This window comes from Bradyrhizobium sp. LB8.2 (assembly GCF_040548035.1).
Lineage (GTDB): Bacteria > Pseudomonadota > Alphaproteobacteria > Rhizobiales > Xanthobacteraceae > Bradyrhizobium.
The window spans coordinates 117501-130199 of record NZ_JBEPQV010000023.1; the positions used below are offsets into that span (position 1 = coordinate 117501).

At 62.0% G+C, this 12699-nt stretch carries 8 protein-coding genes, 2 tRNA genes and 1 rRNA gene; 5 read left to right on the forward strand and 6 right to left on the reverse strand.

Going from position 1 to position 12699, the window contains the following annotated elements:
* Positions 1–271: 271 nt before the first annotated feature.
* The 3 genes from ABIB06_RS25680 to ABIB06_RS25690 form a co-directional block, all read right to left on the reverse strand.
* Positions 272–347: transfer RNA gene (locus ABIB06_RS25680), tRNA-Ala, on the reverse strand.
* 33 nt (positions 348–380) lie between these two features.
* Positions 381–457, reverse strand: a tRNA-Ile gene (locus ABIB06_RS25685).
* Positions 458–649: 192 nt separating this feature from the next.
* Positions 650–2138, reverse strand: a 16S ribosomal RNA gene (locus tag ABIB06_RS25690).
* Positions 2139–3117: 979 nt separating this feature from the next.
* Between ABIB06_RS25690 and ABIB06_RS25695 the strand changes: the two genes are divergently transcribed.
* On the forward strand, positions 3118–5181 hold the full coding sequence (locus tag ABIB06_RS25695; protein WP_354050659.1) for a peptidoglycan DD-metalloendopeptidase family protein: 2064 nt from the start codon (positions 3118–3120) through the stop codon (positions 5179–5181).
* Between the two features lie 167 nt (positions 5182–5348).
* Positions 5349–5711 (forward strand): SPW repeat protein, encoded by a 363-nt coding sequence (locus ABIB06_RS25700; protein ID WP_354050657.1) that lies wholly within the window; start codon positions 5349–5351, stop codon positions 5709–5711.
* Between the two features lie 50 nt (positions 5712–5761).
* Here the strand turns inward: ABIB06_RS25700 and ABIB06_RS25705 are convergent, their stop codons facing one another.
* The gene (locus ABIB06_RS25705) at positions 5762–6172 is read right to left on the reverse strand and encodes a hypothetical protein (protein WP_247339972.1); all 411 of its coding nucleotides are present in this window, start codon (positions 6170–6172) and stop codon (positions 5762–5764) included.
* Between the two features lie 219 nt (positions 6173–6391).
* Between ABIB06_RS25705 and ABIB06_RS25710 the strand changes: the two genes are divergently transcribed.
* Positions 6392–6721: a hypothetical protein gene (locus ABIB06_RS25710; protein WP_247339971.1), complete on the forward strand. Its 330-nt coding sequence runs from the start codon at positions 6392–6394 to the stop codon at positions 6719–6721.
* A gap of 84 nt (positions 6722–6805) precedes the next feature.
* Here the strand turns inward: ABIB06_RS25710 and clpB are convergent, their stop codons facing one another.
* The gene (clpB, locus tag ABIB06_RS25715) at positions 6806–9457 is read right to left on the reverse strand and encodes an ATP-dependent chaperone ClpB (protein WP_354050654.1); all 2652 of its coding nucleotides are present in this window, start codon (positions 9455–9457) and stop codon (positions 6806–6808) included.
* A gap of 255 nt (positions 9458–9712) precedes the next feature.
* Here clpB and ABIB06_RS25720 point away from each other — a divergent pair, with 255 nt between their 5' ends.
* Complete coding sequence (locus ABIB06_RS25720; protein WP_354050652.1) at positions 9713–10501, forward strand: MOSC domain-containing protein; 789 nt, start codon at positions 9713–9715, stop codon at positions 10499–10501.
* Between the two features lie 128 nt (positions 10502–10629).
* Here ABIB06_RS25720 and ABIB06_RS25725 read toward each other — a convergent pair whose 3' ends face one another.
* The gene (locus ABIB06_RS25725; protein ID WP_354050650.1) at positions 10630–11394 is read right to left on the reverse strand and encodes a TIGR02594 family protein; all 765 of its coding nucleotides are present in this window, start codon (positions 11392–11394) and stop codon (positions 10630–10632) included.
* Between the two features lie 196 nt (positions 11395–11590).
* On the opposite strand from ABIB06_RS25725, the gene ABIB06_RS25730 reads away from it, so the two are divergent.
* Positions 11591–12454: an alpha/beta fold hydrolase gene (locus ABIB06_RS25730; RefSeq protein WP_354050648.1), complete on the forward strand. Its 864-nt coding sequence runs from the start codon at positions 11591–11593 to the stop codon at positions 12452–12454.
* Positions 12455–12699 lie beyond the last annotated feature (245 nt).

Genomic DNA, 12699 nt, shown 5'->3' on the forward strand with positions numbered 1-12699 from the left:
TCCGATAGCGAGGCGGTCAAGCTTCGCTAAAAGGATCATTTACAACTCGCTTGTCTTTCAATGCAGCCTTGTGAGCTACCCTGGAAGACGCACGAGCGCCGAAATGATCCGGAGATAATGGAGTACCGCGCAGAAATCTTCTGCACGATCCAACTCGGATCGATCTCCTCTTTACGATGTCAGAAATCACGCACGTCACTGTCCATCCGGACTAGTGGGTGCGAAGTGATGTTTCGCGGACGACGGTTGAGTTGTCGGTGATCAAACCATCTGGTGGAGCCAGACGGGATCGAACCGACGACCTCATGCTTGCAAAGCACGCGCTCTCCCAGCTGAGCTATGGCCCCGTAACCAGAAGACGAATGCTCACTCGATGAGTGTGGTGGGCCTGGGAAGACTTGAACTTCCGACCTCACGCTTATCAAGCGCGCGCTCTAACCAACTGAGCTACAAGCCCCTAACGCATATCCAGTTAAGGACCGGGATCCTGCAACCATGCAGGCCCAGCGCGTGTTCGTCCGCGAAGAAAGAGAAACGAAGACGGCGAAATCCCGCCAATGCAGCTCAACGATCCTGACGACCGTTGGCCACTGATGTTTCTAAAACGATCCGATAGTTAGCCGAAGCTAAGCTGAAGGATCATCCTTAGAAAGGAGGTGATCCAGCCGCAGGTTCCCCTACGGCTACCTTGTTACGACTTCACCCCAGTCGCTGACCCTACCGTGGCCGGCTGCCTCCATTGCTGGTTAGCGCACCGTCTTCAGGTAAAACCAACTCCCATGGTGTGACGGGCGGTGTGTACAAGGCCCGGGAACGTATTCACCGTGGCGTGCTGATCCACGATTACTAGCGATTCCAACTTCATGGGCTCGAGTTGCAGAGCCCAATCCGAACTGAGACGGCTTTTTGAGATTTGCGAAGGGTTGCCCCTTAGCGTCCCATTGTCACCGCCATTGTAGCACGTGTGTAGCCCAGCCCGTAAGGGCCATGAGGACTTGACGTCATCCCCACCTTCCTCGCGGCTTATCACCGGCAGTCTCCCTAGAGTGCTCAACTAAATGGTAGCAACTAAGGACGGGGGTTGCGCTCGTTGCGGGACTTAACCCAACATCTCACGACACGAGCTGACGACAGCCATGCAGCACCTGTGTTCCAGGCTCCGAAGAGAAGGTCACATCTCTGCGACCGGTCCTGGACATGTCAAGGGCTGGTAAGGTTCTGCGCGTTGCGTCGAATTAAACCACATGCTCCACCGCTTGTGCGGGCCCCCGTCAATTCCTTTGAGTTTTAATCTTGCGACCGTACTCCCCAGGCGGAATGCTTAAAGCGTTAGCTGCGCCACTAGTGAGTAAACCCACTAACGGCTGGCATTCATCGTTTACGGCGTGGACTACCAGGGTATCTAATCCTGTTTGCTCCCCACGCTTTCGTGCCTCAGCGTCAGTATCGGGCCAGTGAGCCGCCTTCGCCACTGGTGTTCTTGCGAATATCTACGAATTTCACCTCTACACTCGCAGTTCCACTCACCTCTCCCGAACTCAAGATCCTCAGTATCAAAGGCAGTTCTGGAGTTGAGCTCCAGGATTTCACCCCTGACTTAAAGACCCGCCTACGCACCCTTTACGCCCAGTGATTCCGAGCAACGCTAGCCCCCTTCGTATTACCGCGGCTGCTGGCACGAAGTTAGCCGGGGCTTATTCTTGCGGTACCGTCATTATCTTCCCGCACAAAAGAGCTTTACAACCCTAGGGCCTTCATCACTCACGCGGCATGGCTGGATCAGGGTTGCCCCCATTGTCCAATATTCCCCACTGCTGCCTCCCGTAGGAGTTTGGGCCGTGTCTCAGTCCCAATGTGGCTGATCATCCTCTCAGACCAGCTACTGATCGTCGCCTTGGTGAGCCATTACCTCACCAACTAGCTAATCAGACGCGGGCCAATCTTTCGGCGATAAATCTTTCCCCGTAAGGGCTTATCCGGTATTAGCACAAGTTTCCCTGTGTTGTTCCGAACCAAAAGGTATGTTCCCACGCGTTACTCACCCGTCTGCCGCTGACGTATTGCTACGCCCGCTCGACTTGCATGTGTTAAGCCTGCCGCCAGCGTTCGCTCTGAGCCAGGATCAAACTCTCAAGTTGGACTTGAACTTTGAACCGGCTGATCACAACGTTTTGACGAGGTCCCACCATTTTTCATCGACCGAAGTCGATGAGCTGCCCGCGATTCACATCGCTGGCAACGATGGTGTAACCTTAAAACGTGTACCGCCGAAGTCTTTCGTCCGGTCCCGATCCAAAAAGCCGAAGCTCTTTAAATGCGAGACCCGCAAGGACTCCGCCGTCCACGTTTCTCTTTCTTCATCTTCACTTGTCAAACAGCCCGGGACCGATGTGGCCCCAACCTTCCAGAGAGGAAGGGTTCCGACACCCTTACCGACGATGAATGAACTCCAATCGACTTACGTCGACTGTTGTGTCACTCAACAAGGTGAGGAGCATCAGTGGCGCGTTCGCTCGCCTTGGTCAGTGACCCGGCGGCGCCGCGCTCAGTGGTCGGGTTATAGGCCCCACCCATCGGAGTTGTCAACGACCATTGTCAGAAAATCGTCGCACGGTGGATTGTTCTAAAAAATCGCGTGATTCCATGTGGTTAGAGAAGCGTGGAGCGGACGGTTTGGATCGGCGCGGCGGAAAAACCCAAAAAAAGTTTGGCCTGCGGGGGCTTCTGGAGGCTGCCTGCAGCGCCCCTCCAGACAGGTCCCTCGCGCCGGGCCGTTCGGGAAACTTTTCCATATCAGGCGCCGTACTTGAGCCACATTCCCGCGGCGTTCTGGTACAGACAGAGCTTGAATCGCAGGAATGCCAGTGGGGGCTGCCGGCGGTTTGCTTGGGGTCAGAGGAAGGCGATCATAGGATGAAGCGGCCTTCTTCAGACGTTCGCGAGACATCGAGAGATCTTTTTTCCGCTTAGCTGTTCGTAGTTTCGGCCGGCCCGTCATCAGGGCCTTCTGACCGCGGACGCCTATGCGGCTTGCCCTTTTCGAGCGGTGCCCCTGAAGAGGGCGGCGTAAGAAGGGGCTCGAAACCGGCTCTTGGGTCGTTGATTGGGGGATTTGGGTTGAACCAAAGGACGTCACGCGGCGCTTACGGGCGTGAGACCGGGATCATCGATCTCGGCCACGAGCCGCCGCTGTCCGTTGATGGTTCGGAAGCCGCGGTCATCGATCGCCGCCGTGTCTCGGTGCAATGGTTCAGCGGGACGATCTTGACCGGACTCTGCGGCGCAGCCCTGATCGGCGGCGCCGTTTTCGCATCGCTCGACGGCGAAATGACCTTCGCCAAGGTGCCGGAGCGGGTCGAAGGCGCGCTGCGCGGCGCATTCGGTGCGGCTGACCGCGCCGCCACGCTGCACAAGAGCGACCGCCTGCCACCGCCCAACGAATCCACGGCCTCGCGCAACATCGTGCGCGTCTCGACCGTCGCCCGCGTCGGCAGCCGCGACGTGATGCGGGTGCGCCCCTTCATCCGGATTGCCGGCAATCTGTCGATGACGACGAGCGACCTGTCGGCGAAGATCCCGCCGTTCAACGCCCAGCGCCTTCTCACCGATGTCGGCTCCGATCCGAAGACCGCATCCGACGATCCCAACAATCCGGAAGCGGTCGAACCCGACGCCGAGGTCTCCTTCGTCACCAAGGACCTGTCGCCGGTGCTGCCGAAGGCCAAGATTTCCGCAGTGGTGGCGCTCGATGACATCCTGATGCGGGTGCGCGATGCCGCCAACTGGCGCGGCAATGGCGGGGTGCGCTACGCCACGCTCGCCAATGCCGCCACCGACGTCTCCGGCGCGACCGGCCCGTCCGACATCAGAAGCGCCTACGCCACCGAAGTGTCGCCGTCCGATCCCTATGCCGGCTTCGAGACGCGCGTGGTGCCGGAAAACGTCACGCTGCTGCCGAAGACCAAGGAGCAGATCACCGGGGGCAATCCCAACGGCGAACGCGTCCACATGGTCAAGAAGGGCGACAGCGTCGCTGGCGTGTTGCGCGATCTCGGCGCCACGGCCGACGAGATCAAGGCGATCGCCGCGACGCTCGGGCCCCGCGGCCGCGACGGCGGCCTGAAGGAAGGCGAGAAGCTGCGCATCCTGATGGCGCCTGCAAGCCCTGGCGCCCGTCTGCAACCCTACCGCGTGGTCATCGCCAACGAGACCATGGTCGAGGCGATCGCGGCGCTGTCCGATCTCGGCAAATACGTCGCGGTCGACGTCTCCAGCATGAACACCGTCGCCGACGCTGGGGCCAACGCCAACAGCGACGACGATGACGACGATGACGGCACTGGTGTGCGGCTCTACCAGAGCATCTACGAGACCGCGATGCGCAACAAAGTGCCGATGCCCGTCATCGAAGACATGATCAAGATCTACTCCTACGACGTCGATTTCCAGCGCAAGGTGGCGCCAGGCGATTCATTCGACGTGTTCTACGCCGGCGAAGACGAGGGCGTGACCGCGAGCGAAAAGAACGACGTGCTGTTCGCTTCGCTCACGCTCGGTGGCGAGACCAAGAAATACTACCGCTACCAGAGCCCTGACGACGGCGTCGTCGACTACTACGACGAGACCGGCAAGAGCGCGAAGAAATTCCTGGTGCGCAAGCCCGTCAACAACGCCATCATGCGCTCCGGCTTCGGCGGCCGCCGCCACCCGATCCTCGGCTATGTGAAGATGCACACCGGCGTCGACTGGGCCACCTCTTACGGAACCCCGATCTTCGCCTCCGGCAACGGCGTGATCGAGAAGGCCGGCCCCGAGGGCGGTTACGGCAAGTACATCCGGATCAAGCATAACAACGGCTACGAGACCGCCTACGGCCACATGTCGGCCTTCGCCAAGGGCATGGAGCCCGGCAAGAAGGTGCGGCAGGGCCAAGTGATCGGCTTCGTCGGTTCGACCGGCGCGTCGACAGGCCCTCACGTCCACTACGAAATCCTCGTCAACGGCCGCTTCGTCGATCCGCTGCGCGTAAAGTTGCCGCGCGGCCGTTCGCTGGAAGGCCCGATGCTGGCCGGCTTCGAGAAGGAGCGCGACCGGCTCGACGGCATGATGAGCGGCCGCGCCGGCGCCATCGCGAGGATGTCAGACGCGACGGGCGGGCCGTTGCAGGTCACCAACCGGTAGCCCACGGTCGTCGCCAATCGTCAGAGAACCGACCGGCGCCCGCCGGGCGTCGGCTCCAGAACCTTCCGTTCTGGAGCCGATTTGCGTTCTGCATCCGATTTGGTTGGAACCGGCTGGGGCGCGAACCGGTTGGTTTCCCACTAGGCAGGGGCTGAATGGAGGATGTTATGGACAATTGGACGAACGCAAAGCTGTGCGACGTCGCCAACCTGATCCTCGGTGCATTCCTGTTCTTCTCGCCGTGGATCTTCGGCTTCGACGCCGGAAGGCCCTCCCAGAACGCACATATCGCGGGCATCGTGATCGCAATTTTGGCCATCGCGGCGCTTGCCGCCTTCGCAGTATGGGAAGAATGGCTGAACCTGATCGTCGGCCTGTGGACTCTCATTGCGCCTTGGGTCCTCGGATTCGAGGGGACCAAGACGGCGATGACGATCCACGTCGTGGTCGGCATCGCAGTCGCCGTGCTTGCCGCCATCGAGCTCTGGATCATGTCACAAAACCCGCCGCGGCTGACCGCAGGCCGCTAGTAGACTGCGCCCCGCCCCACGGCACGGGCGGGGCCACGATTGGAGCGGCGCTACGGCAACGCAGTTGCGCGCACGATCACGAAGACGATCCCGATCGCCGTAAGACCAAACGAGACAGCCATGAGCGGCAGCAGGACATCGATCGCGGCATCGGTGCCGTGAAGCGTTGCACCCCAAACCTTGAAGTCGCCGGCTTCCCAATCATGCAATGAGGGCTGCTGTGGATGCGGCTCATCGGACACGTGGTGCCTCCAGACCCGCGACAATATCCACGGAATGCCCGCCGCGACCAGGAACAACAGGCTGACAAACGCAAGCAACAGGCTGACATCACTGCTGCGATCGAACAGTACCCAGGCCATCAGCGCGAACCAGGCGACAAGGACGACCGCGGCACCATAGATCTTTGGATGAAGCTCGTCGAAGGCCGGTCGGTTGCGGGAGACAAGATCCTTGTTCATGGCGATACCCCACATTTGCGGGATTCGCCGGGAACCCATGGCAAGTGCCTTAGCAGCCGACAAGAACTATCGGACGCGACGTCGGTCAACTCCGACGCCGGATTGGTGCGTCCAACCGACGGATCCATGTGGGGCAACCTGGCCCGGTCGCAGCAGTTTCATTAAATATCCCAACTCGAGCCAGAGCGGGCGAGATGCTTCTGTTAGCGGAACCAACCAATGGTCGCCACGATTGGTTTTGGTGGCGGTTTCCTGCCTGTTCAGTCAAGAGGAGGACAATCCATGCAGCGCCTCTCACGTGACGACGTGATCAAGGCCGTCAGCGGAGCTGACGACGTCACGATTGCACAGATCATCGGAACCGGCGCGACAGTCGAGGAGCTTGCCGAGGCCCAGGCATGGCTCGCCAACGACGAGCCCATGATCAACGACCTCCGTCCACTAGCGCAGGGCCGGGTGCGCGAGCTCGTGGATATCCTTTCGGAGCTTGAACAGGAAGGCGACGAGGAAGGTCCGGCCGATCCCGGCTCTGCGCCCGCAGTCAGTTAGCAAGCCGACCGAGTTGACCAAACATTTCGCCCCGGAGAGGCATCGCCTTCCGGGACGTTTTTCATTTTGCGGTGAGCGCCAGGTTCAGTTGAGCCTGCGCTTCGACACGGGCACGTCGAACTGGGCGATTTCCGCAGTCTGCGCCGCCTTGCCGTTGAAGGTCAGCACGTTGCCTGCCGATGAAATCGCAACCGCATCGCCGTCCCTGACGTCGCCGCCGAGGATCATCTCGGCGAGCGGATCCTGGACGTAGCGCTGGATCACCCGCTTCAGCGGCCTGGCGCCATAGGCGGGATCCCAGCCCTTTTCCGCGAGCCAATCGCGCGCCTTGCCATCCAGCGTCAACACGATCTTGCGATCGGTCAACAGGTTCTGGAGCCGCGCGAACTGGATCTCGACGATCCGGCCCATCTCGCTCTTCTGCAAACGATGGAACAGGATGATTTCGTCGACGCGGTTGAGGAATTCGGGGCGGAAATGTCCGCGCACCGTCGCCATCACGTGCTCACGCACGGCGGAGGTATCCTCGCCCTCCGGTTGATTCACCAGAAACTCCGAACCGAGGTTCGAGGTCATGACGATCAGCGTGTTGCGGAAATCGACGGTACGGCCCTGGCCGTCAGTCAGGCGGCCGTCGTCGAGCACCTGCAACAGGACGTTGAACACGTCCGGATGCGCCTTCTCGACTTCGTCGAACAGCACCACCTGGTAAGGCCGGCGCCGCACCGCTTCGGTGAGTGCGCCGCCCTCGTCGTAGCCGACATAGCCCGGGGGCGCGCCGATCAGCCGCGACACCGAATGCTTCTCCATGTATTCGGACATGTCGAGGCGGACCATCGCGGTCTCGTCGTTGAAGAGATACTCCGCGAGCGCCTTGGTCAGCTCGGTCTTGCCGACGCCGGTCGGACCCAAGAACATGAACGAGCCCATCGGCCGGTTCGGATCCTGAAGGCCTGCGCGCGAGCGGCGCACGGCGGTCGCGACCGCACGCACGGCCTCAGCCTGCCCGACGACGCGTTGTCCGAGCTGCGCCTCCATCCTCAGGAGCTTCTCCTTCTCGCCTTCCAGCATCTTGTCGACGGGCACGCCGGTCCAGCGCGAGACCACCTGCGCGATATGATTGGCGGTAACCGCCTCCTCCATCATCTCGCCGGAGCTCTGCGTTGTATTTTCCTTGGCCTCGATATCCGCAAGCTGCCTCTCGAGCTCCGGAATTCGGCCATAGGCCAGCTCACCGGCGCGCTGGAATTCGCCGCGCCGCTGGGCGTCGGCGAGATCGACACGCAAGCTGTCGAGTTCAGCCTTCAGCTTCTGGGCGTTGGAGAGCTTGTTCTTCTCCGCGCTCCAGCGCGCTGTCAGCGCCGCAGACTTCTCCTCAAGCTCGGCCAGCTCCTTCTGCAGCGCTTCAAGACGGGACTTGGAGCCGAGGTCGCTTTCCTTCTTGAGCGCTTCCTGCTCGATCTTGAGCCGGATGATCTCGCGGTCGAGCGAATCCAGCTCTTCCGGCTTGGAATCGACCTGCATCTTCAGCCGCGCGGCCGCCTCGTCCATGAGATCGATAGCCTTGTCCGGGAGGAAGCGGTCGGTGATGTAGCGGTTGGACAGCGTCGTCGCCGCCACGAGTGCGGAATCGGCGATCCGCACACCATGGTGCTGCTCGTATTTGTCCTTCAGCCCGCGCAGGATCGAGATCGTATCCTCGACCGTGGGCTCGCTGACGAAGATCGGCTGGAAGCGCCGCGCCAGTGCCGCATCCTTCTCGACATGCTTGCGATACTCGTCAAGCGTGGTCGCGCCGATGCAATGCAGCTCGCCGCGCGCAAGCGCGGGCTTGAGCAGGTTCGATGCGTCCATCGCGCCATCGCCCTTGCCCGCGCCAATCAGCGTGTGCATCTCGTCAATGAACAGGACGAAATTGCCGTCGCTCGCGGTCACCTCCTGAAGCACGGCCTTCAACCGCTCCTCGAACTCGCCGCGATATTTCGCGCCGGCGATCAGCGAACCGAGGTCCAGCGACAGCAGCTTCTTGTCCTTCAGGCTCTCCGGCACGTCGCCATTGACAATGCGCAGCGCCAGGCCCTCGGCGATGGCGGTTTTGCCGACGCCGGGCTCGCCGATCAGGACAGGATTGTTCTTGGTCCGGCGCGACAGCACCTGGATCGTACGGCGGATCTCCTCGTCGCGGCCGATGACCGGATCGAGCTTGCCGTCGCGCGCCGCCTGGGTCAGGTCGCGCGCATATTTCTTCAGCGCGTCATAGGCGTTCTCGGCGGTCGCGGAATCCGCGGTCCGGCCCTTGCGCAGCGCCTCGATCGCCGCATTGAGGTTTTGCGGAGTGACGCCGCCCTTGGCGAGGATCGCGCCGGCCTCGCTGGTCTTCTCCAGCGTGAGGCCAAGCAGCAGCCGCTCGACGGTGACAAAGCTGTCGCCGGCCTTCTCGCCGGCCTTTTCGGCGGCGTCGAAGGTGCGGGCGAGCTCAGGCGCCAGATAGATCTGGCCGGCGCCGCCGCCAGAGACCTTCGGCACCTTGTTAAGGGCGTCCTCGGTCGCCTTCAGAATTGCGCGGGAATTGCCGCCGGCACGGTCGATCAGGCCGGCAGCGAGGCCTTCATTGTCGTCCAGCAGCACCTTCAGCAGGTGCAGGGTCGAAAACTGCTGGTGCCCTTCGCGCACCGCAAGCGACTGCGCGGACTGGACGAAGCCTCTGGAGCGTTCGGTATATTTGTCGATGTTCATTTGTCTTCTTCCCTCGGCCTGCCCCAGGAGCCCTCTAAGGCACTCCAAACGGCATCTTCATTGGGTTTCCGATGACCGCATTGACGTTTCTCAACCGGTAACGGTCGTTATCAGCTGGCGCTGGCGCCGGCCTGACCCAGATGTGGGAAGCGTGCCCTTGGACCGGAAGAGGCGAGTTCACAATTTCGTGCGCGGATCTGCCAGCTTGGCGCCGGTGGGTCGAATCCCCTAAGTAGCGGCATGACACCTAGCGCAATGACAGCCAACCAGACCGCCGAGATCACCAGCCTCTACCGTTATCCGATCAAAGGCCTGACGCCGGAGTCCCTGCCCCGGATCTCACTGCGATCCGGCCAGACCCTGCCCGCCGACCGCCGCTACGCCATCGAGAACGGCCCGAGCGGGTTCGACCCTGATGCGCCCCAATGGAAGCCGAAAATCCAGTTCCTGATGCTGGCGCGCAATGAGCGGCTGGCTTCCCTCGACAGCCGTTTCGAGGACGCGACCAACCGCCTGACTATCCGCAAGGACGGCCAAATCGTCGCCAGCGGCGATCTCGAGACCGCGGCCGGGCGCGCCGCCATCGAGGGCTATTTCAGCGAGAACTTTCAGCCGGAGTTGAAGGGCCCGCCCAAGGTCCTGTCCGGCCGCGACCACAGCTTTTCCGACGTCGCTCGCAAGGTCGTGTCCATCATCAATCTCGACAGCGTCCGCGCGCTCGAGACTATGCTCGGCGGCGCCGCGGTCCACCCTCTGCGTTTCCGCGCCAATCTCTACGCGAAGGGCTGGCCGGCCTGGTCCGAGCTCGACCTCGTCGGCCAGACGCTCGCGATCGGGCGGGCCCGGCTGGAAGTGGTCAAGCGCATCAAGCGCTGCCCGGCCACCAATGTCGACCCTAATACCGCAAGGCGCGATCTCGAAATCCCGGCCACGCTCTCAAGCAATCTCGGCCACATGGACTGCGGCATCTATGCCGAGGTGATCGCCGACGGCGAGATCGGCGTCGGCGATCAGATCGCGGTGGAAGAGCCGAAGCTGGTGTGACGCGGCGCCGGCTCCACGTACTCCGTCATTGCGAGCGCAGCGGCGCAGCGAAGCAATCCAAATATCTATCTGTTGAGGCAGTCTGGATTGCTTCGTCGCTTTGCTCCTCGCAATGACGGGGCAGAACCTCAGTTCGGCATCACATAGGCATAGATCCGGCCGCGCGAGATCGGCGCTTCGCGGACGCGGTTGCCGTTGTTGCCGGAGATCATGATCGGATTTCCCTGCGCATCGACGCCGGTGATGATGCCGACATGGCCGCCGCCGCGACCGCGCGACATGACCGCGATGGCGCCGACCTGCGGGCCCGAGACGCGCGTGCCATAGCGCGCAAACGAACTCGCCATGTCGGATCCCGTGCCGCGATGGCCAGTATGCTCGAGCACCATGTTCATGAAACGCGCGCACCACAGGCTGCCGCGGCCGGTCGGATTGCCGCCGACATAGCGGCGTGCCTCGGACACGAGGCCCGACCCGCCGCTGAAGCCGCCGCTGCTCATCGCCACGCCTTCGCCGCTCGCAGCCACTCGATCGCGACGGCTCATGGCCATCCGACGGCTAACGCGCGGGGTCGTTCCACCGCCACCGCTCATGGCCATTCCACCATCACCGCTCATGGCAATGCCGCCGCTGTTGGCATTCGGATCATAGCTGGCGAAGGCGTTGCCGAAGCCGCTCGCCTGCAATTGCGCCGCGCCGCGCTCGAAGCGCGAGCTGCGTGCATGATACCGATAATGATGATGTCTGCTGGCGTGATGCGCGTAAGCGTGCCGCTCTGCGCTATGACGATGAGACCGTGCTGACGCCGGAGAGGAGAACGCGGCGACCGCCGCGAAGAAAACAGCCAGCACGACGACACAACGCGACAGGCGAGACGCAAACAACTCGAACATTCTTCATCCTTTTGACACCCCACTTCCCAATCGGCCTGTGCGGTGGCCGACATCCGCCGGCTGTATCAGTATCCCGATGTGGCGAGAACAAGACGGGGTCGCGAAGATTTTGGACGATGATTAACGAGTGTTAGGGTGCATGCGCTGACCGCAGAGCGGCATTCCAATGCCGCAGCCACCTCAGGGAGAAAACCGGATGCCGTACGCCCTCACGAAGGACAACCACCGTCTCTATTTCGAAGAAGCAGGCGCGGGCACGCCGATTATTTTTCTGCACGAATTCGCGGCCGACTACACCAATTGGGAGCCGCAGATGCGCTACTTCTCGCGCGGCCATCGCTGCATCACCTATTCGGCGCGCGGCTACACGCCATCGGACGTGCCTGATGGCGAAGTCTACAGCTACATGCATTTCTACACCGATGCGCTCGCGGTGCTCGATCATCTCAAGATCGAACGCGCGCACCTCGTGGGACTGTCGATGGGCGCCTATTCGTCGCTCCAGATCGGGCTGAACGCACCGCAGCGCGCGCTATCGATGACACTCGCCGGCGTCGGCTCCGGCTCGGAGGTCGAGAACCTCGACGCCTGGCGCAAGCAGTGCCGCGCCAACGCGGAGCAATTCGAGACGCTCGGCTCCGCGGAAGTCGCAAAAGTTACGCGCGAAGCGCCGAGCCGGATTCCCTTCCTGGTGAAGGACCCGCGCGGCCACGCCGATTTCTACGCCGCTCTGGCACGCCACGACGCCAAGGGATCGGCGCGCACGATGCGCGGCTTCCAGGGCGGCCGCCCCTCGATCTTTGCGATGACGGACGCGATCAGAGGCGCCGCGACGCCGGCACTCATCATCTGCGGCGACGAGGACGATCCGTGCATCGCGCCGAGCCTGTTCCTGAAGAAGCATCTGCCTGCGGCAGGGCTCGCGATGTTTCCGAAGTCCGGCCACGTGCTCAATCTCGAAGAGCCGGCGCTGTTCAACGAAACGGTGGAACGGTTCGTCACGCTGGTGGAAACGGGAAGATGGCCGGCGCGCGATCCGAGGTCGCTGGCCGCGCATTAGAGCAAGCGCGTCACCACACGCTCTGTCATTGCGAGCGCAGGCGAAGCAATCCAGAATCCCTCCGCGGAAAGACCCTGGATTGCTCACATGGGGATTTGGTGTGTCAAGGCGGATGTTCAGCTTTTTGTTTGATTGCTGCCAGCTTTTCGTCCGACCGCTGGGTCTTTCGGATGGCGCGCGCAGATCGTGTCAAGGTCGGCCCGGAGGGCCGCCGCGAAGCGGCTTGACCTTGACGCGAGCGAGCA